Origin of the sequence: Polaribacter sp. AHE13PA (assembly GCF_019278505.1) — a bacterium.
Taxonomy (GTDB): domain Bacteria; phylum Bacteroidota; class Bacteroidia; order Flavobacteriales; family Flavobacteriaceae; genus Polaribacter.
This window is the reverse complement of record NZ_CP058985.1, coordinates 2,799,719-2,818,825: the sequence shown is the minus strand read 5'-3', so window position 1 is coordinate 2,818,825 and position 19,107 is coordinate 2,799,719. Positions and strand designations below refer to the sequence as shown.

At 30.4% G+C, this 19,107-nt stretch carries 18 protein-coding genes; 11 read left to right on the top strand and 7 right to left on the bottom strand.

Features of this window, described 5'->3' with window-relative positions:
* The first annotated feature begins 64 nt into the window (after positions 1 to 64).
* Together purD and H0I28_RS12100 are read left to right on the top strand one after the other, a co-directional pair.
* The gene (gene purD / locus H0I28_RS12105; protein ID WP_218759266.1) at positions 65 to 1,339 is read left to right on the top strand and encodes a phosphoribosylamine--glycine ligase; all 1,275 of its coding nucleotides are present in this window, start codon (positions 65 to 67) and stop codon (positions 1,337 to 1,339) included.
* A gap of 141 nt (positions 1,340 to 1,480) precedes the next feature.
* Positions 1,481 to 2,539, top strand: coding sequence for a glycosyltransferase (locus H0I28_RS12100; RefSeq protein WP_218759265.1), 1,059 nt, complete (start codon positions 1,481 to 1,483; stop codon positions 2,537 to 2,539).
* Here the strand turns inward: H0I28_RS12100 and H0I28_RS12095 are convergent.
* Together H0I28_RS12095 and H0I28_RS12090 are read right to left on the bottom strand one after the other, a co-directional pair.
* Entirely contained in the window at positions 2,504 to 3,544 is a 1,041-nt protein-coding gene (locus H0I28_RS12095) for a cell wall metabolism sensor histidine kinase WalK (RefSeq protein ID WP_218759264.1), read from the bottom strand. The two genes, H0I28_RS12100 and H0I28_RS12095, sit on opposite strands and share 36 nt — an antisense overlap.
* 10 nt (positions 3,545 to 3,554) lie before the next feature.
* Entirely contained in the window at positions 3,555 to 4,253 is a 699-nt protein-coding gene (locus H0I28_RS12090) for a response regulator transcription factor (RefSeq protein WP_218731735.1), read from the bottom strand.
* A gap of 238 nt (positions 4,254 to 4,491) precedes the next feature.
* On the opposite strand from H0I28_RS12090, the gene H0I28_RS12085 reads away from it, so the two are divergent.
* Both H0I28_RS12085 and H0I28_RS12080 read left to right on the top strand, forming a co-directional pair.
* Positions 4,492 to 5,292: a T9SS type A sorting domain-containing protein gene (locus H0I28_RS12085; protein ID WP_218759263.1), complete on the top strand. Its 801-nt coding sequence runs from the start codon at positions 4,492 to 4,494 to the stop codon at positions 5,290 to 5,292.
* Positions 5,293 to 5,388: 96 nt separating this feature from the next.
* Positions 5,389 to 6,105, top strand: a complete 717-nt coding sequence (locus tag H0I28_RS12080; protein WP_218759262.1) for a 3'-5' exonuclease — start codon at positions 5,389 to 5,391, stop codon at positions 6,103 to 6,105.
* 180 nt (positions 6,106 to 6,285) lie between these two features.
* Here H0I28_RS12080 and H0I28_RS12075 read toward each other — a convergent pair whose 3' ends face one another.
* A complete protein-coding gene (locus H0I28_RS12075; protein ID WP_218731732.1) occupies positions 6,286 to 8,157 on the bottom strand; it encodes an ABC-F family ATP-binding cassette domain-containing protein in 1,872 nt (623 codons plus the stop codon).
* 223 nt (positions 8,158 to 8,380) lie between these two features.
* Between H0I28_RS12075 and H0I28_RS12070 the strand changes: the two genes are divergently transcribed.
* The 5 genes from H0I28_RS12070 to H0I28_RS12050 all read left to right on the top strand — a co-directional run bounded on the left by H0I28_RS12070 (position 8,381) and on the right by H0I28_RS12050 (position 13,081).
* Positions 8,381 to 9,397 carry a sugar phosphate nucleotidyltransferase gene (locus H0I28_RS12070; protein ID WP_218759261.1) on the top strand — a complete coding sequence of 339 codons (1,017 nt, stop codon included), beginning with the start codon at positions 8,381 to 8,383 and terminating at the stop codon, positions 9,395 to 9,397.
* A complete protein-coding gene (locus H0I28_RS12065; protein ID WP_218759260.1) occupies positions 9,398 to 10,378 on the top strand; it encodes a lipopolysaccharide assembly protein LapB in 981 nt (326 codons plus the stop codon).
* A gap of 2 nt (positions 10,379 to 10,380) precedes the next feature.
* A complete protein-coding gene (locus H0I28_RS12060) occupies positions 10,381 to 11,151 on the top strand; it encodes a DUF4292 domain-containing protein (protein ID WP_218759259.1) in 771 nt (256 codons plus the stop codon).
* The gene (locus H0I28_RS12055; protein ID WP_218759258.1) at positions 11,151 to 12,401 is read left to right on the top strand and encodes a murein hydrolase activator EnvC; all 1,251 of its coding nucleotides are present in this window, start codon (positions 11,151 to 11,153) and stop codon (positions 12,399 to 12,401) included. The genes H0I28_RS12060 and H0I28_RS12055 overlap by 1 nt, the downstream gene beginning before the upstream one ends.
* A 119-nt stretch (positions 12,402 to 12,520) precedes the next feature.
* Positions 12,521 to 13,081, top strand: coding sequence for a type 1 glutamine amidotransferase domain-containing protein (locus tag H0I28_RS12050; RefSeq protein ID WP_218731727.1), 561 nt, complete (start codon positions 12,521 to 12,523; stop codon positions 13,079 to 13,081).
* Positions 13,082 to 13,205: 124 nt separating this feature from the next.
* Here H0I28_RS12050 and H0I28_RS12045 read toward each other — a convergent pair whose 3' ends face one another.
* The 3 genes from H0I28_RS12045 to H0I28_RS12035 all read right to left on the bottom strand — a co-directional run bounded on the left by H0I28_RS12045 (position 13,206) and on the right by H0I28_RS12035 (position 15,217).
* Complete coding sequence (locus tag H0I28_RS12045; protein WP_165731756.1) at positions 13,206 to 13,706, bottom strand: mechanosensitive ion channel domain-containing protein; 501 nt, start codon at positions 13,704 to 13,706, stop codon at positions 13,206 to 13,208.
* Positions 13,707 to 13,717: 11 nt separating this feature from the next.
* Positions 13,718 to 14,227 carry an acyl-CoA thioesterase gene (locus H0I28_RS12040; RefSeq protein ID WP_068447114.1) on the bottom strand — a complete coding sequence of 170 codons (510 nt, stop codon included), beginning with the start codon at positions 14,225 to 14,227 and terminating at the stop codon, positions 13,718 to 13,720.
* A 75-nt stretch (positions 14,228 to 14,302) separates the two neighbouring features.
* Positions 14,303 to 15,217 carry an SPOR domain-containing protein gene (locus H0I28_RS12035; protein WP_218759257.1) on the bottom strand — a complete coding sequence of 305 codons (915 nt, stop codon included), beginning with the start codon at positions 15,215 to 15,217 and terminating at the stop codon, positions 14,303 to 14,305.
* A gap of 96 nt (positions 15,218 to 15,313) precedes the next feature.
* Between H0I28_RS12035 and dprA the strand changes: the two genes are divergently transcribed.
* Both dprA and H0I28_RS12025 read left to right on the top strand, forming a co-directional pair.
* A complete protein-coding gene (dprA, locus tag H0I28_RS12030; protein ID WP_218733941.1) occupies positions 15,314 to 16,414 on the top strand; it encodes a DNA-processing protein DprA in 1,101 nt (366 codons plus the stop codon).
* Between the two features lie 20 nt (positions 16,415 to 16,434).
* A complete protein-coding gene (locus H0I28_RS12025) occupies positions 16,435 to 17,502 on the top strand; it encodes a hypothetical protein (protein ID WP_218754600.1) in 1,068 nt (355 codons plus the stop codon).
* A gap of 236 nt (positions 17,503 to 17,738) precedes the next feature.
* Here the strand turns inward: H0I28_RS12025 and H0I28_RS12020 are convergent, their stop codons facing one another.
* Entirely contained in the window at positions 17,739 to 19,097 is a 1,359-nt protein-coding gene (locus H0I28_RS12020) for a hypothetical protein (protein ID WP_218759256.1), read from the bottom strand.
* Between the last annotated feature and the right edge of the window lie 10 nt (positions 19,098 to 19,107).

Sequence of the window (19,107 nt, the reverse complement as noted above, 5' to 3'; positions counted from 1 at the left end):
TCCCACGAAAGTGGAAATCCAAAGAATTTAAAATATATTTGCAATAACAACAACACAACAAACAATGAATGTACTTATTTTAGGTTCTGGAGGTAGAGAACACGCTTTTGCTATAAAATTATTAGAAAGTAAAAAAATCAATAAACTTTTTGTAGCTCCAGGAAATGCAGGAACAGATAAAATAGCCACTAATATTAATATCGATGCTACAGATTTTGAAGCGGTTAAAAAGGTTACATTAGAAAACAACATTAAAATGGTTGTTGTTGGTCCAGAAGTACCTTTGGTAGCTGGAGTTCACGATTTCTTTTTGGCAGACGAAGAGTTAAAAAATATTCCAGTAATCGGGCCTAAAAAAGACGGTGCTTTATTAGAAGGATCTAAAGATTTTTCTAAACAATTCATGCAAAAACATGGTGTTCCTACAGCACGTTACGAGTCTTTTACTAAAGATAATTTACAAGAAGGTTTTGCTTTTCTAGAAACTTTAGAGCCGCCTTATGTTTTAAAAGCAGATGGTTTAGCTGCAGGAAAAGGAGTGTTAATTTTAAACTCTTTAGAAGAAGCAAAAACCGAATTAGAAGAAATGGTTTCTAATGGGAAATTTGGAGATGCATCTACAACCGTAGTTATCGAAGAGTTTTTAAAAGGAATAGAATTATCTGTCTTTGTGTTAACAGACGGAAAAAGTTATAAAATTTTACCTTCAGCTAAAGATTATAAAAGAATTGGCGAAGGAGATGCAGGTTTAAATACTGGTGGAATGGGTGCAATTTCTCCCGTACCGTTTGCAGATAAAGCATTTTTAGATAAAGTAGAAGAGTTGGTTGTAAAACCTACCATTGCAGGTTTACAGAAAGACGGAATCGATTATAGAGGTTTTATCTTTATTGGATTGATGAATGATAACGGAAACCCTTCTGTGGTTGAGTATAACGTTAGAATGGGAGATCCGGAAACGGAAGTTGTTTTGCCTAGAATTGAGTCAGATTTATTTGAATTGTTCGAAGGAGTGGCAGATCAGAACTTAAGCGAAAAATCGTTTTCTGTAACCGATAAAACGGCAACTACAGTTATGTTGGTTTCTGGCGGATATCCAGAAGCTTATGAAAAAAACAAAGAAATTACAGGTTACGATACTGTAGAAGATTCTTTCGTTTTTCATGCAGGAACTACCATTAAAGATGGCAAAGTTGTTACAAGTGGAGGTAGAGTTATCGCGGTAACCTCTTTTGGAGACACCATTGAAGAGGCTTTAGAAAAGAGTTATAAAAGTATCGATAAGATTCATTTCGATAAAATGAATTACAGAAAAGACATTGGTTTCGATTTAGTATAGCGCTATTTTTATTTGGGCGTTTTAATAGGCTTTTCATTGTATCTTTTTTTCAGAAAAAGAAAAAAAGGATGCCATTTCAATCCTTAACGCACTTGTTTAAAATCAACTGTTTTATCCGAGTTTTTTAGTGATTATTAACAAATGAAAGCTACCCAAAATAAAATAATTGTAGCTCCTTTAAATTGGGGCTTAGGTCATGCAACGCGTTGTGTGCCAATTATAAATGCATTGTTAGAAAACAATTTTACACCAATAATTGCATCAGACGGAAATGCTTTAACCTTTTTAAGAAAAGAATTTCCTAGTTTAGAATATATAGAAATCCCAGCTTATAACATTTCTTACCATAGAAATTTAAAGTTGGGATTACTTTTGCAAATACCTCAGGTTTTAAAAGCAGTTAGAGAAGAGCATAAAATTATCAATGATTTTATACTTAAAAACACAGACGTTGTTGGTGTAATATCAGATAACAGATTTGGAGTAAGAAGTTCATTAGTTCCTTCTGTTTATATTACCCATCAAATAAATGTTTTATCTGGCAGCACTACTTTTTTTACTTCCTATTTTCATCAAAAAATAATCAAAAAGTTTAATGAGTGTTGGATTCCTGATAATAACGGCTCTCAGTTTTCAGGAAAATTATCATCAACCAAAAATAATATCAACTTAAAATTTATTGGAGTATTAAGTCGTTTTAAAAAGCAAGCATCAGCTCAAAATATTGATATTTTAATCATTTTTTCTGGTCCAGAACCCAATAGAACCCTTTTAGAAAATAAATTGATATCAGCTTTTAAAAATGACTCTAGAAATATTGTTTTTGTTTTGGGTAAAGTAGAAGCAACTCAAAAAAAATGGACTTTAAAAAATAGTACGTTTTACAATTATTTATTATCAGAAGAACTTCAAAAATTAATCAATTCGAGTAAAATTGTTATTTGCAGATCTGGTTATTCCTCTATAATGGATTTGGCTGTTTTAGATAAAAAAGTGTTTTTTATTCCTACAGAAAATCAACCAGAACAAGAGTATTTAGCTTCATTTTTAGAAAGAAAAAAGTTAGCTCCTTTTTCAAATATGAAAGATTTTGTAAAAGAAGATATTTCTAAAATAGAAAATTATAAAGGTTTAAAAACTACTGAAACAATCTTAGATTCAGGTTTATTTAGGCTTTTCGAGCGTAAAAGAAAACTCTGACCCTTCACCATAAGTGCTTTTTAATAAAATGGTTTCGTTGTGTGCTTCTATAATGTGTTTTACAATAGACAAACCTAAACCAGAACCGCCTTGTTCTCTAGATCTACTTTGGTCTACTCGGTAGAACCTTTCAAAAAGTCTAGAAAGATGTTGTGGTTTAATTCCTTCTCCATTATCTATTGTTTTAACAATAAACTTAGCTTCATTATAACTTTCTATAGCAACTATAGTAGTTCCGTTTGGTTTACCGTATTTAATAGAGTTTACAATTAAGTTGATTAAAACTTGTTCAATTTTTTCTGCATCTCCTTTTACAAATACAGGAAATTCATGAATTCTGTCAAATTTTAATGTAATGTTTCTTTTTTTTGCTCTCATTTCAAACATATCAAAAACATTTTGAACCAATTCTAAAATGTTAAAGACATCCTTATTTAATTTCATACCGTCATTCTCTAATTTAGCAATCATGTCTAAATCTTTAATAACGGCAACCAACCTTTCGACTCCTTTATTAGCTCTCTCAAGATATTTTGTTCTAATTTCTTTGTCGTTTACGGCTCCTTCAATTAAGGTTAAAATATAGCCTTGTACTGTAAATAAAGGTGTTTTAAGTTCGTGAGCAACGTTTCCTAAAAAATCTCTTCTAAAAGAATCTCTCTCAGTTAAACTTTTTATCTCTAGTCTTTTACCTTCTACGAATCTTTGCATTCTTTTAGAAAGTTTATCAATATCTGTAGTTACGGAATCTCTTCGTAAATCGTTTACGTCTAAGATAGAAACATCTTCGTATATTTTTTTAAGGCGTCTGTATATAAAGTGCTCTGTTCTATACTGAATGATAAAAAAGGAAATTACATAAAGAATTACAATAGAAAAAAGGACAGAACCAATACCAATATGCTTAGAAAAAAAACAATAGGATAATGCTGCGATTACAACTGTAAGCAGTGTTAAATATAAGGCAGACCAAAGTGCGTAAGAATATGTTTTTTTAATTTTCATTAGGGCAATTTTAATGCTCTGCGCCTTCTAAAACAAACTTATAGCCAACTCCTTTTACTGTTTTAAAGTGGTCATCACCAATTTTTTCACGTAGTTTTCTAATGTGTACGTCAATAGTTCTACCGCCTACAACAACTTCGTTTCCCCAAACAGTATCTAAAATAACTTCTCTTTTAAAAACTTTACCGGGTTTAGAGGTTAACAAAGAAAATAATTCGAATTCTTTTCTAGGAAGAGATATTCTTTTACCAGCTTTATAAACTACATATTCATCTCTATCAATGACAATATCACCTATTTTAAAAGTTTCTTCGCTATCTTTTTTGGTTTTTAGTCTTCGTAATAGAGATTTTACTTTACTTATTAAAACTTTAGGTTTAATAGGTTTTGTAATATAATCATCTGCACCGGCTTCAAAACCAGCTAATTGAGAGTAGTCTTCGCCTCTTGCTGTTAAAAATGCAATAACAACGTTTTCTAATGATTTTACTTTTCTGATTTTTTCGCAAGCTTCTATTCCGTCCATTTCTGGCATCATAATATCTAATAAAATTAGATGTGGAATATTCTTTTTAGCAGCTTTAACAGCTTCTATTCCATTTGTTGCAGTAAATATCTGATAGCCTTCATTTTTTAAATTATAGCCAACAATTTCTATAATATCTGGCTCATCATCAACCAATAAAATTTTAATCTCACTTTTGTTCATAAATAGATTTAAACTATGCAACACCAAAAATAGTAATAATAATAATATTAAGGCCGCTCCTTAACAATCATTTAATCTCAATGTAATCTATTAACGTTAATATAACGTTGATTTTATTATTAATAAAAATTCAGTGTTTCGTCTTTTTTATTGAATTAACGATAACTTAATTGAGTTTATGGTTGTTTTATCTTAATTATCTATATTTTTGTGGATATAAATCTAAAATAATTAACACATGAAAAAAAATTACATTTTTACTTTATTACTTACACTTTGTTTAACCGGAGTTTCTTTTGGACAAGAAATGTTATTAAACGGAGGTTTTGAAAATTGGGATGATGATACTTCGCCAACAAGTTGGACAAAAGCGGAAAGTATAACCAAAGAAGCTACAGAAATACATGGAGGTTCTTTTTCTGCCAAACATGTTGGTGGAACTAAAGATTTAGGACAAACAATTACAGGGATTACAGCAGGAGCTGTTTATACAATTACACTTTGGTATAAAGTATCTGTTGAAACAGATGGAACGGATATTCGTATTTGGTCTTATTGGAAAGATGCTGAGAACGAAAGTGTTTTAGATGACTTAACAAATGATATTATAAGAGGAGGAGATGCTTCGAATGGTTACTTTACTAATAACGTTGGTACTTGGACTAAATATGAAGCTACTGTAACTGCTCCAGTAGGTGCTGTGGATTTTTATTTTGAACTAAGAACATATAAAGGTGCTACGGTTTATTGGGATGACTTATCATTTGTAAAAAACGCTACTGCTTCTTTATCTAAAAATTCAATAGAAGGTTTTACAACGTATCCGAACCCTATTACAAATAAAAATTTCACAATTTCTAGTAATAGCTCAGACACTAAAGAAGTATCTCTTTTTAGCGTAATTGGTAAAAGAGTATTTTCAACTTCTTTTTCTGGTTTAAAGAAAAATTTAGATGTTTCTGCAATTAATTCTGGAGTCTACATTTTAAAAGTTACAGAAACTGGTAAAACTGCCACAAAAAAATTAGTGATTAGATAACTTCTAAACGCGTTTTTATTTTATTAAGCTCCGAATTTATTTCGGAGCTTTTTTATTTTCACTATCTTTAGTAATGAAAAAGAAAAACGTATTGCTATGAATTTACCTATCAACTTAAATGATGTCCTTTTTTTGGATATTGAAACGGTTCCTGAATATGAAAATTGGGGACAACTAGCTGAAGAAACACAAGAACTTTACAATAAGAAAACCCAATATCAACGTAAGGAAGAAGTTTCTGCAGAAATATTTTACGAAAGAGCTGGTATTTGGGCAGAATTTGGTAAAATTGTTTGTATTTCTGTTGGTTACTTTGTAGATGTTGAAAAGAAAAAACAATTGCGCTTAACGTCTTTTTATGGTGATGATGAACATCAACTTTTAACGGAGTTTAAAGCATTGTTAAATCTACATTTTAATAAGAAAAACAATGTTTTATGTGCGCATAATGGTAAGGAATTTGATTTCCCTTTTATCGCTAGAAGAATGATTGTACATCAAATTGAATTGCCGAGTAAATTAAACTTGTTCGGAAAAAAACCGTGGGAAGTTCCGCATTTAGATACTTTAGAACTATGGAAGTTTGGAGACTATAAACATTATACTTCTTTAAAATTATTAACGTCTATTTTAGGAATACCATCTCCAAAAGATGATATTGATGGGAGTGAAGTGGCAAAATTGTATTACCAAGAAAAAGATATACAAAGAATTGTAACGTATTGTGAAAAAGACACCGTTGCAGTTGCCCAAATTTTATTGCGCTTTAATAACCAAGAATTGTTAAGAGCAGAAGATATTGTGAGTGTTTAGTTATTTTACATATAATATAAATCCACAGGGAAACTCTGAGGTCCAAAAATGAAATTCCCATAGAAAATTTGTTTATTTTCTATGGGAATTTTTAAGTTTTTCTTGGTGATACTCTAATAAAATAACTTTTCAAAACTATTTTTTTTAAAAAAAACTCAGCGAACCTCTGTACAACAACTTTTAGTCTTCTAATTTCATAGAAAGCTCTAACCAGCGCTCTTCTTTTTGTTCTAAATTTGTGATTGTTTCTTGTAGTTCTTCAGATTTTTTAGCAATATCGTCAGCAGCAATTTCAACATTTAAGAACTCTTTTTCTATAGTTGCTTTTCTTCTTTGAAGTCTTTCAATATCTCCTTCCAAAGCACCAAACTCTCTTTTTTCATCAAAAGTTAAGGTGTTTTTATTTGATTTTTTTTCAGTCTTTTTCTCTTCTTTTGCTTCTATAGGTTTTGCAGTAGCTTCTGTTAATGCAGAACCATCATCATATGCTCTAAAATCTGAGTAATTTCCTGGGAAATTTTCAACAACACCTTCACCTCTAAAAACAAATAATGCATCTACAATTTTATCCATAAAATAACGGTCGTGAGAAACCACTAAGAGGTTTCCTGGAAAGTCTAATAAGAAACTTTCTAATACATTTAATGTTACAACATCTAAATCGTTTGTTGGCTCATCTAAAATTAAGAAATTCGGATTCTGAATTAAAACAGCACATAAGTACAAACGTTTTTGCTCTCCTCCAGATAGTTTTTCAACAAAATCATATTGTTTCTTTTTATCAAACAAAAAACGTTCTAATAATTGTGATGCAGAAATTTTTCTTCCTTTAGATAAAGGGATAAATTCACCGAATTCTTTAACAACCTCAATTACTTTTTGTCCTTCTTTTATTTCAATTCCTGCTTGCGTGTAATAACCATATTTTACAGTTTCACCCAAAATAACTTTACCTGAATCTACGGGGGCAGTTTCTGTAATAATATTTAAAAAAGAAGATTTTCCTGTTCCGTTTTTACCAATAATTCCTACACGTTCTCCACGTTTAAAAATATATTCGAAATTGTCTAGAATCTTTTTCTCTCCAAAAGACTTAGAAACTTTATGAAGTTCAAGAATTTTACTTCCTAAACGTTCCATGTTAATTTCTAATTGAACTTGATGATCTTTTCTACGCTGATGTGCTTTTTCTTTAATTTGATAAAAGTCATCCGTTCTAGATTTAGATTTTGTAGTTCTTGCTTTTGGTTGCTTTCGCATCCATTCTAATTCTTTTTTAAATAAACTTTTAGCTTTTCCTAAATTGGTAGCTTCTAGTGCTAAGCGTTCTTCTTTATTTTGTAAATAGTAAGAGTAATTCCCTTTGTATTTATATATTTTACCTTCATCTAACTCTAAGATTTCGTTACAAACACGCTCTAAGAAATAACGGTCGTGCGTAACCATAAATAAGGTAATTTTTTCTTTGGCAAAGAAAGCTTCTAGCCATTCAATCATTTCTAAATCTAAATGATTTGTAGGCTCATCTAGAATTAATAAATCGGGTTTATTAATTAAAACAATAGCTAAAGATAGTCGTTTTCTTTGTCCTCCAGAAAGTGCACCTACTTTTAAAGTTAAATCGTCTAATTTTAATTTCGATAAAATTTGTCTGTATTGCGTTTCAAAATCCCAAGCATTGTAATGTTCCATTTGCTCAAAAGCAGCTTGATACGCATCGGTATCATCTAAATTTAATAACGCTTTTTCATATTGATTAACAATAGAAAGAATTTTATTATCCGTTGCAAAAATAGTTTCTTCTATGGTTAGCTTTGGATCGATATCGTCTTTTTGAGCTAAATAAGCAATGGTAATTCCTTTTCTGCTAACTACTTGGCCAGAATCTGGAACATCTAAGCCAGCAATAATATTTAGGATGGATGTTTTACCACTTCCATTTTTAGCAACAAAAGCCACTTTTTGGTCTTTACTAATTCCAAAAGAGATGTCTTCAAATAAAACGCGTTCTCCGTAAGACTTAGAGATATTTTCAACAGATAAATAATTCACAGAAATAAATTTATTTTTTGCAAAGAAACAAAAACCCAAGCGTTAAGTAGGTTTTTTGATGTCATTTAATTTGTTTGAGCAAATTCTAAGCTATATTTATGTTAAATTTTACGGTTTTTATGTTAATTAAAGAGATTTAGGTAATTATATTTCATCAAAATCTAATTTTAGAATATTTTAATTAGTGCTATATTGCGTCCATATTTATTGATAAAAAAAAGATATGAAAATAATAGTGCCAATGGCCGGAATTGGGTCTCGTTTAAGACCTCATACATTAACAGTTCCTAAGCCTTTAACCGTAATTGCAGGAAAACCAATTGTACAACGTTTAGTAGAAGATATTGCTTCTGTTATTGATGAAAAAATTGATGAAATTGCCTTTGTTATCGGTACAACAGCAAAAGGATTTCCTACAGACACAGAAGCTCAATTATTAAAAATTGCTGCAGAATTAGGTGCAAAAGGATCTGTGTATGTGCAAGAAGAAGCTTTAGGAACTGCACATGCAATTTATATGGCAAAAGAATCTTTAACTGGACCTTGTGTTGTTGCCTATGCAGATACTTTATTTAAAGCAGATTTTACTTTAGATGTAAATGCTGATGGTGCAATTTGGGTAAGTAAAGTAGCAAACCCAAGTGCTTTTGGTGTTGTAAAATTACAAGATGATATTATTACAGATTTTATAGAAAAGCCAAAAGATTTTGTTTCAGATTTAGCAATTATTGGAATTTATTACTTTAAAAGTGGTGATAAATTATTAGAAGAAATTCAATATTTAATCGACAACGATTTAAAAGAAAATGGAGAGTATCAACTTACAAATGTTTTAGAGTCTTTAAAGCAACAAGGGGCAAAATTTATTCCTGGAAGGGTAGATGCTTGGATGGATTGTGGTAAAAAAGATCCAACAGTAGATACCAATAAACAAGTTTTAGGTTTTGAACATGAAGCTGGTAATAATTTAGTTGCTAAAGATGTAGTTTTAGAAAACTCAGAAATTATTCAACCATGTTTTATTGGTAAGAATGTGGTGCTTAAAAATGCAAAAATAGGACCTTATGTTTCTATTGGAGCAAATAGTGTGGTAGAAAATTCTACGATTGTTAACTCGCTAATTCAATCTAATGTAGCGATTTCTAATGCCGATTTAGACAACGCAATGATTGGTAACCATGCAAAATACAATGGTAAATATACTTCTGTAAGTATTGGTGATTATACAGAATTGACATAAATGATATTTATAGGAAAGAACAAAGAGTTTAGAGAAAAGAATATTATAGGTTTTTATACCTATGCTCTTTTTTCTTTCTTCTTTGTTCTCTTTTCTTTCAACTCTTTCTCACAAGACAGCATACCAATTGCTAAGGATTTAACAGAAGAAAAAGAGTTAGACTTTCAGCAATTTTTTTTTAAGGCTTTGTCCGAAAAATCAATTGGTAATTATCAAAAAGCGATTGAAAATTTAGAAAATAGTAACCAGATTTTAACTGGTAATATGGCTGTTTATTTTGAGTTTTCTAAAAATTATTTACTGCTTAATAAAACATTATTAGCAAAAGAGTACATAAAAAGAGCGCTTAATAATGAGCCCAATAATATTTGGATGTTACAGCATCTTGTTAAAATCCATATAAAAGATAAAAATTTTTCTGATGCAATTGAAGTTCAGGAAAAATTGGTAACTCTTAATTTAAGCGAGCAAGAGTTACTGGTAAAGTTGTATTTAAATAATAAAGAAGAAGATAAAGCGATTTCTTTAATGAATACAATGGAGCTGAATAACGGACTTTCTACCTCTTTTAAAAGATTGAAAGAAGGCTTAGCTAAAAGGAGTAATAATTCGGTGGTTGAAGAAAAAATAACAGATGGTGGCTCTCTTGAAGAGCAATTTAAAGCGAATAAATCATATGCTGTTTTATATCAAATTTTAGTAGCGGTTAAAGAAAATCCTGAAGTGCTTTTAAAATATTCTGATGAAGGCATTTTGCTGTTTCCTGCGCAGCCTTTTGTATATTTAATGAAAGGAAAGGCTTTAAATTATCAGAAAAAGTTTAAAAATGCGTTAATAAGTTTACAGAATGGTATCGATTTTGTAATTGAAGATACTATGGAAGCAGATTTTTACAAAGAAATGGCAGTTTCTTATAATGGTTTAGGTAATTTTAAAGAGGAAAAAAACTTTATAGAGAAATCAAAAAAAATAAAAAATTAAGAATGAGATTTTTAAAATATTTTATAGTATTTACAATTGTATTTACTTCCTGTAAAGCAAAAAAAAGTATGATTGATGCAAATGTTATTGCTGAAGAGATGTCTGCTAAAAAAGTTGCAAGAAAACATGTTGCTGCTAATTTTGATAAAAAAACGGTAGATGCAAAACTGAAGGCAAACATTAATAATGGTAAGATTAACCAAAGTATTTCTGTTAGTTTAAAAATGGAAAAAGATAAGGTGATTTGGCTGAAAGGAACTAAGTTTATTACCCTTTTTAAAGCAAAGATTACACCAACTTCTGTAAGTTACTATTCGTCTTTAGAAAGAGAATATTTTGAAGGAGATTTTACAATGCTAAAAAAGTTGTTGGGTACAGATATTAATTTTAATCAACTTCAGAATTTGTTTTTAGGGCAGTCTTTAACCAATGTTAAAGATCAAAAGCAAAATGTAAGTATAGTAGATAACTCGTATGTTTTATCACCAGAAATTCAGGCAAGCTTATTCGATATCTTCTTTTCAGTAAATCCTTCGCATTTTAAATTAGACAAACAATCTATTGTTAATTCAGTAAAAAATCAACGTTTAGATGTCTTTTACCCATCTTATAACGTGGTTGATGATGCAATTTTTCCATCAGAAATTAATATTAAAACCAAGCAACCTGGTAAATTTACAGATATAGATTTTACAGTAAGATCTGTAGAATTTAATACAGATATAGATACTTCTTTTTCAATCCCTAGAAGTTATAAGCAAATAAAATTATAGTGAAAAGTAGAAATTTTTACATACCCGTTTTAATTTTTTTTCTAAGTGTTTTTTCTGTTTTTGAACAAACAAGAAAACAGCTAGAAGAACAGCGAAAGAAACTTAATTATGAAATTAAGCAAGTAAACTCGTTGCTTTTTAAAGAAAAGAAAAAAGTAGATAATGCGTTAGAAGACCTAAACGATTTAAATAGAAAAATAAGTGTTAGGGCTAAATTGATTGCTATAATTAACGCAGAAGCAAGAATATTATCAAAAGAGATTCGTGCTAATGAAACTGAGTTAAAAAAATTAAAAAAGAAGTTAGCAGATTTAAAAGCAGACTATGCAGATATTATTTTAAAATCGTACAAAAGTAAATCTCAACAAAGTAGAATGATGTTTTTACTTTCTTCACAAAACTTTCATCAAGCTTATAAAAGGTTTGAGTATATGAAACAATATACTGCTTATAGAAAAAAGCAAGGAGAAGAAATTGTTATTCATGCAAATGAAGTACAATCTGTAAATGACTCTTTATTGGTTCAAAAATCCTTAAAAGATAAGTTAATTGCATCTGAAAATGAACAAAAAAAGGAAATTGAAGAAGATAAAAGGAATCAAGAGAAATTATTAGCTGCTATTAAGAAGAAAGAAAGTAGTTATAAAAAAGAGCTTCAAAGTAAGGTTAAAGAAGAGAAAAGAGTTACTGTACAAATTGATAGAAAAATCCGTGAAGAAATTGAGCGAGCAAATAGAATTGCAAGAGCGAAACTAAAGGATAAACCTAGTAATAGTAAACCAACTGTTGTTAAGAAAAATGAGTTTATTTTAAGTCCGGAAGCAAAGGCTTTAGCAGCAAAATTTGAATTAAATAAAGGTAAATTACCTTGGCCTGTAAGCGAAGGTATTGTGGTTAGAAGGTTTGGTACACAGCCGCATCCCTCATTTCCTGGAATTACTGTTAATGGTACCGGTTTACATATTGTAACTAAACAAGGTATAAAAGCGCAATCTATTTTTAATGGTAGAGTTTTAAATATTTTGGTGAGTGCAGAAGGAAGAAAAAATGTTTTAATACAACATGGTAATTATATTTCATCATACAACAACTTAGAAAAAGTAACTGTTAAAAAAGGAGACGTTGTAATAACAGGACAAGCAATTGGTCAGGTTTTTACGGATAAGGTTTCTAAAAAAACAAAATTAGTTTTTGTATTGTTTAAAAATACAACACGTTTAAATCCTTCTTCTTGGATTCTAAGAAGATAATTACTTAAGATAGTATTTGCGTTAAAATAGAATTTGATACCACACATAAGAATGCTGGTATATAATTAAGTTTGTACAAGAATTTACAAATTTTTTATATTAATTAAAATTTTATTAAAATGGAAAACTTAAACAGAAAGACCGTTGCAATATTAGCAACTAATGGATTTGAAGAAAGTGAATTAAGAGAACCAAAGAAAGCTTTAGAGGAAGCAGGTGCAGAGGTGCACATTGTGTCTTTAGAATCTGGAGAAATAAAATCTTGGAATGAAGGTAATTGGGGAGAAACGTATAAAGTAGATAAAACTTTAAAAGAGGTGTCTCAAGAAAACTACAATGCATTGATGTTGCCTGGTGGAGTTATAAACCCAGACTTATTACGAAATAATGAAGATGCAGTTCATTTTGTGAAATCCTTTTTTGAGCATCATAAACCTGTTGGAGCTATTTGCCATGGACCTTGGTTATTGGCGGAAGCAGACGTCTTAAAAGGAAGAAATATAACTTCATATAGCTCAATTAAAACAGATCTTATAAATGCTGGAGCAAATTGGGTTGATGAAGAAGTAGTTGTAGATAAAGGATTAGTTACTAGTAGGAATCCTGATGATTTACCTGCATTTAATGCTAAGTTAGTAGAAGAAGTATATGAAGGTAAACATAAAGGCCAAATGGCTTAATTTTATCTTATTGCTATTAGTAAAAAAGAAAGAAGCGCAAATTTAGATTTGCGCTTCTTTTTTTGTGATAACCTTTAACTATTTAATCTTAATAAGAACCTTTACTGGAAAGGTTAAATGATGACTATTCTGGTTGAGGAGAGTACTTAATGTTTTTCTGAAGAATAACTGCATTAGGAATGGTTATTAATTCTTTTTCTAATGTTCTTAAAGTGATAAAAAATGCACCAATATCTCTAATTTCACCTGTAATATTATTATCTTTTTCTAGAATAGTAATGGTGTCTCCAATTTTTACAGGATAATTTATAAATAAAATTAAGCCAGCAGTAATATTAGAAAGAATAGACCATTGTGCAAAAAAAGCAATACCTAAAATGGTTAAAAAGGAAGAAACGTAAACTAATAATTGTTTCTCGTCTACTCCCCAAACAAAAGATACAAATACAATTATAGTAATGTAAATAAGCACTGAAATTATTTTATTTGTTAAAATAATTCTAGCTTTTTGAAACCCAAATTTTACTTGAATTTTCCTTAAAGAATTGGTAATTACAAAGCGAATTAAAAAAGCAACAACTATAATTGCTATTGATGATATGATTTTATAATTGTAAAATTCCATAATTATAGTATTTAACTAAATACTGCTTTTAAGGCAGTCGCATCTCCAGGCTTTAGTTTTCCTGCTAAAACTAAACTTAACTCTTTACGTCTTAAAGCTCCTTCAAAGCGTGTTAGTTCTAAATCTGTTTCTGGTCTAATTTGAGGAATAGCAACAGGTTTTCCTGTTTCATCTACGGCAACAAACGTGTAAATACCTTCGTTTACTTTAGTTCTAGATCCAGATTGTCTGTCTTCTGTCCAAACATCTACATAGGTTTCCATAGAAGAGTTAAACGCTCTAGATACCTTAGCTTCTATTGTAACTACACTACCAACAGGTATTGCTTTACTAAAAGCAACATGGTTTACAGAGGCTGTAACTACAATTCTTCTAGAGTGTCTTCTAGCAGCAATGCTACAAGCTCTATCCATTCTAGCAAGTAATTCACCACCAAAAAGGTTGTCTAAATAATTGGTTTCCCCAGGTAAAACTAAGTCGGTAAGTATTGTTAAAGATTCTTTCGGCGTTTTTACTTCCATCAAAAAATGTTTTTTTGCAAAGATAGCAATCGCTTATTAAAAAATGAGGTTTAAAATTGTTAAAGAAAAGTAGAATTAATCTAACTTTTCAACAAGTAACCAAGCATCTTTAGATACTGTTTTCTGAATTCTATAAAGGTTGTTAGTAGCTTCATTTCGGCTAGCGTAACTGTTAAAAGTAACTTGAGTAAGTCCCCATTTGTTAACGCCAATTATCTTAGCATCAAATCCTTTTGCTTTTAATTCTTCTACTCTTTTTTCTGCATTTTCTGCAAATTGAAAAGCGCCGGCAACAATATGAAAAGGTTTCGCTACTTCTTTAACAACATTTAAGTTAATAGTTGGTAAAGGATTAGAAATAACAAAAGTAGCAGCTTGTATTTTTTTCTGAATTGCTTTTTCTTGATTCGCTAAGTTTTCTTTTTGTAGATTATTTTCATAACCATTATAGCCAGCATAACTTAGAGTTAGTAAAATAGCAGCAGTTGCAGCATATTTTATAAATGCAGGTATTCCTCCTTTACGCTCTTCTTTTACAGGAAGAGGATTCAAAGGTTTTACTTGTTCTTTAAATCTAGAAATAGCAGAAGATGTTACGGAGTCTAAACCAAAAGATTCTGTTAAATAATTAACAGCGGCATTAGGTTCAAAAATAATTTGTTTTTCTTCATTTAAAGACAAAACACCTAAACTATCAATTTGTACAGTGTTAGACTGTAATTCATTTTGCCACTTAATAACTGATAATGAAATAGCAGTAGAAGCTTTTTCGAAAGAAATATTTTCTGCAGAAGCAATATAATTAGCTAATAAACCATCATTGTGTTTTAACAAACTATTAAAAGTAACCTGTTTAGTAGGTGGTGTAAAAGTATGTGTAAAATTATTGGCTTTTGCACCAATTTTATTGGTTACAAATCCTCCAAAGTCAGGTACAATTACGCAGTCGTATCTGTACAGTAAATCGTTTATGTAAGTTGCTAATTTCATTAGAACAAATATAGAAATTAAGGCGTTTTGAAAAACAATTTCTTAACAATTTTATCAACAAATATTTTATATATTGGTATTCAAATTGTTACCAAATTGAAAGAAGAAAAATTATTAGCGGTCTTAAGATTACAAAAGTGTAAAGCTATTGGCGATATTTTAGCCAAAAAACTTATTGTAAATGTGGGAGATGTAGAGCAGGTCTTTAAAGAAAAGACAGCGATACTCTCAAAAATTAACGGAATTGGTAGTCATGCTTTAAAACATCTGTTTGATGCAAAAAATATTGAATTAGCTCAACAAGAATTAAAATACATTCAAGATAATAATATTGAACATTTTTATTTTTTAGATGATGATTATCCTAAAAACCTTCAACATTGTATTGATAGCCCTATTTTATTGTTTAAAGATGGCAATATCGATTTTTCTAATCAAAGAATTATTTCTATTGTTGGTACCAGAAATATTAGTTCTTATGGTCGTGACTTTTGTAATCAATTAATTAAAGAAATAGCCGTTTATAATCCCATTATTGTAAGTGGTTTTGCATACGGTGTAGATATTTGTGCACATAAAGCAGCTATAGAACACAAGTTGCAAACCATTGCTGTTTTAGCACATGGTTTCGAGCAAATTTATCCGAAGGTACATAAGAAATATATAAATCAAGTAAATGAAAATGGAGGTTTTTTAACGGAATTTTGGAGTGAAGAATCTCCTTTAAGAGAAAATTTCTTAAAAAGAAACCGAATTGTAGCGGGTATTTCTAAAGCGACCATTATTATAGAATCTGCCTCAAAAGGAGGTTCTTTAGTAACAGCTGATATAGCAAATTCTTATAACAAAGATGTATTTGCGGTTCCTGGTAGAACCACAGATATTTATAGTAAAGGATGTAATAATTTAATAAAAAATAATAGGGCGCATTTATTGAGTTCTGCTTCCGATATTGTGAAAATGTTGAATTGGGATGTTCAAGAAAAAACGAAACCAATTCAAAAACAACTATTTGTAGAATTAAACGAGAACGAGCAAAAAATTCATGATTTATTACATGATAAAGGGCAACAGTTATTAGATGTTATATCATTAGAATGTAATATTCCAATTTATCAATTATCATCTATATTATTGCAGTTAGAATTAAAAGGTGTTACCAAACCTTTACCAGGAAAGATGTTTGAACTTGCTTAATAATTCCTATTTTTGAAACTATGAAGGTAGAAAGAAAGTTAATGTCTAAAAAGAAACCAACATTTCCTATTAATGATATGTTGAGCGATTACTTAAAAAAATACAAAAGGAATGTAAAAATTCCAATTTTTTATGATGATTTATTGCGTTTTCAAGGCTCTGTAACTGTGTATGATAATAATGATGAAGACACACTTTGGATACGTACTTATTATTCTGAATGGGACCGAATAGAGATAGACAATAGCTTAAAAAAAATATACATGATGTTGCTTTCTGATGGAAGTGATGCAACCTTGTCATTTTTAAATGTTGATGCTATAGATTACTGTACGTTTGGTAATTCTAAACCGTTTAGAATAAAAGTAAGAAATATTTTAAATGATAATTTTACGTATTTCTATGTAAAAAAAGCAGATGCTTCTCGTGTCTATGGTTTAGAGTTGGAGCATATATTATCTCCTCACAACATCAATTTTTTGGTGTATAAAGACACACTAATAGAAGAACATATTGTAGGGATTCCGGGAGATGATTTTATCAAGAACTTCTTGCCAAAATGTACAGAATCAGAAAAGTCGCAAATAGCCAAAGAGTTTGTAAAGTTTAAAGAACGTTGTTTGGTTCGTTTGTTAGGGGATATGCGCTCTTACAATTATGTGGTTACGCCAACACACGATTTTTTTAGCATCATTTATAAAATTAGAGCCATAGATTTCGATCAACAATCTTTTGAAGGGAATTTAAAAGTTTACAACCTACAATTTATGAAGGAGAACTTTAAAATGGTGGAAATGGTGAGTAAAAAATTACAAAATAGCTCTATTGAACAATACAAAATAGAAGAACGCTCCTTTATGGCAAAACGGATGATTACTGCACCAAGAAGAACAGAATTTCTTATTAACTGTATGAAAAATGATACTATTTCTTATCCTAAAAACGTAGCGTTATTAAAAAATCAATTAATGAAATATGTGGGAGATGTAAAGTTTAAAGAATGTACTAATATGGGCGAAATTTTAGACACTATTTTATCTTTTGTAAAGCGTAATTATTTAGATATAAGTAATAAAGAGTTGTTTTAGAGGCTGTTTCCTGCTTTCACTACTCGCTTTTTTTATTGCTCTTTCTCGATACAAATTTTTCATTCTTCAAAATTCACTCGAACGGACAATAAAAAAGAGCTCAGACAAACCGTTCAATCAGGGCTAAACTTGTTTGCTGGCACTTTGTAATAGAAGTCTAATTATTATCTATTTTAAAATAAAAAAAAGGACGTAAAAATTAATTTACGTCCTTTTTATTTGGCATTATTTTTAGATTACCAAGCCCCAATAAAGTGACTTCCTGTTGTGTTTACTAACTCAGCACCTTTAGTTACAGCACCACTTTCAGTATCTACAACATAAATGTTACCGTTTTGTCCAACAGGCGCTTGCGTTAAATAGATTTCATTTCCATCAACCGCAAAACCTTGGTATTGAAATAAGTAAAAATCTGGATCATAAGGAATATCTTCAATTTTTACAGCTGTTTTAGCATTTAAATCAATCAAAGCAAAAAATCCTTGAGCTCCTGCTAAACCATCGGCAGAACCTTCATGACGGTAAGCTAATACTGCTTTTCCGTTTGCTGCAGGTCTCCAAGCAAGAACATAAGCTCCTGTTACGCCTAAAGCATCGTCTAAATTAAAGTCGTAAGAATTGTCATATTCATTATTAGCTCCAATTTTTAAAATATGAGAACCTTCTGGATCACTTTGGTTTGCTTGGTAAACACTTCCGTTATATTCAAAAGCATTAATACTTCTGTATCCGTTTGTGTTTCCGTGTCCTACAGTAGAAGTGATTACTGTTGGGTTGTCTAATGATGGGTAATCTAAAACGATGGTTTTAGAACCTAAAATTTCATAGTCGCTATCACTTTCTACGGTACTTGGGTCTACTTTACTTAAACGACCACCGATATATAATTTATCTCCAGCTGCGTTTAAAGTAGGCATATCAATTCTAGAGAAATAATAACCAGCAGCTTCTTCTTCTGCGCTTAAAGGCACAACATGCTCTTCAAACCCTTTTATTAAAGAGTTTTCTAAATCTAAAGTTACTACACCTATGGTAGCTTCTGTATTTGTATAAACATCGTCTGTTACATCATCTGGTGTTCCGTTATCATCAACTTGGTGTTCTGTAGATACGTATACTGCAGATCCTGTTTTGTCACCATCAAATAATTTTATCCATCTTGGAGCAGTTCCTACATAAGGAGCAATACTTACTTCTGTACCTGTTGGTGTAAAATTTTGACCACCTTCTACAGTATATTTAGTGTAGTTACCACCTGTATCTCCTGCGTAGCTTATATTAAAAATTGTACCTCCGTCTTCCGAAGCTTGTAATCTAGCAGTTCTGTTTGAAGGTGCAATAAAACCATTTTCGAAAGGGTCTATAGACACTGTTGGGTCTTTTGCATCTTCACTAGATACACTGTAAATTAGCGTTCCGCCATTTCCGTCTCCAGGATTGTCTCCCATTTTAGCTCCAGCAATTGTTATCCATCTAGTAGCATCTGGTTCTGGGGTATCAATTGGGTCATCGCTAGCATCTTCGCTACATGCCGTAAATAGGCCTAATGATAATACAAGGGCTAATGCTTTGTGGTTTAAAAAAAATCTTTTCATTTTTATTTTA

What these genes read in the sequence shown, in the direction of transcription:
- purD (WP_218759266.1), top strand. Translation starts at nt 65, where the DNA reads ATGAATGTACTTATTTTAGGTTCTGGAGGTAGAGAACACGCTTTTGCT.
- H0I28_RS12100 (WP_218759265.1), top strand. Translation starts at nt 1,481, where the DNA reads ATGAAAGCTACCCAAAATAAAATAATTGTAGCTCCTTTAAATTGGGGC.
- H0I28_RS12095 (WP_218759264.1), bottom strand. Translation starts at nt 3,544, where the DNA reads ATGAAAATTAAAAAAACATATTCTTACGCACTTTGGTCTGCCTTATAT.
- H0I28_RS12090 (WP_218731735.1), bottom strand. Translation starts at nt 4,253, where the DNA reads ATGAACAAAAGTGAGATTAAAATTTTATTGGTTGATGATGAGCCAGAT.
- H0I28_RS12085 (WP_218759263.1), top strand. Translation starts at nt 4,492, where the DNA reads ATGAAAAAAAATTACATTTTTACTTTATTACTTACACTTTGTTTAACC.
- H0I28_RS12080 (WP_218759262.1), top strand. Translation starts at nt 5,389, where the DNA reads ATGAATTTACCTATCAACTTAAATGATGTCCTTTTTTTGGATATTGAA.
- H0I28_RS12070 (WP_218759261.1), top strand. Translation starts at nt 8,381, where the DNA reads ATGAAAATAATAGTGCCAATGGCCGGAATTGGGTCTCGTTTAAGACCT.
- H0I28_RS12065 (WP_218759260.1), top strand. Translation starts at nt 9,398, where the DNA reads ATGATATTTATAGGAAAGAACAAAGAGTTTAGAGAAAAGAATATTATA.
- H0I28_RS12060 (WP_218759259.1), top strand. Translation starts at nt 10,381, where the DNA reads ATGAGATTTTTAAAATATTTTATAGTATTTACAATTGTATTTACTTCC.
- H0I28_RS12050 (WP_218731727.1), top strand. Translation starts at nt 12,521, where the DNA reads ATGGAAAACTTAAACAGAAAGACCGTTGCAATATTAGCAACTAATGGA.
- H0I28_RS12045 (WP_165731756.1), bottom strand. Translation starts at nt 13,706, where the DNA reads ATGGAATTTTACAATTATAAAATCATATCATCAATAGCAATTATAGTT.
- H0I28_RS12040 (WP_068447114.1), bottom strand. Translation starts at nt 14,227, where the DNA reads ATGGAAGTAAAAACGCCGAAAGAATCTTTAACAATACTTACCGACTTA.
- H0I28_RS12035 (WP_218759257.1), bottom strand. Translation starts at nt 15,217, where the DNA reads ATGAAATTAGCAACTTACATAAACGATTTACTGTACAGATACGACTGC.
- H0I28_RS12025 (WP_218754600.1), top strand. Translation starts at nt 16,435, where the DNA reads ATGAAGGTAGAAAGAAAGTTAATGTCTAAAAAGAAACCAACATTTCCT.
- H0I28_RS12020 (WP_218759256.1), bottom strand. Translation starts at nt 19,097, where the DNA reads ATGAAAAGATTTTTTTTAAACCACAAAGCATTAGCCCTTGTATTATCA.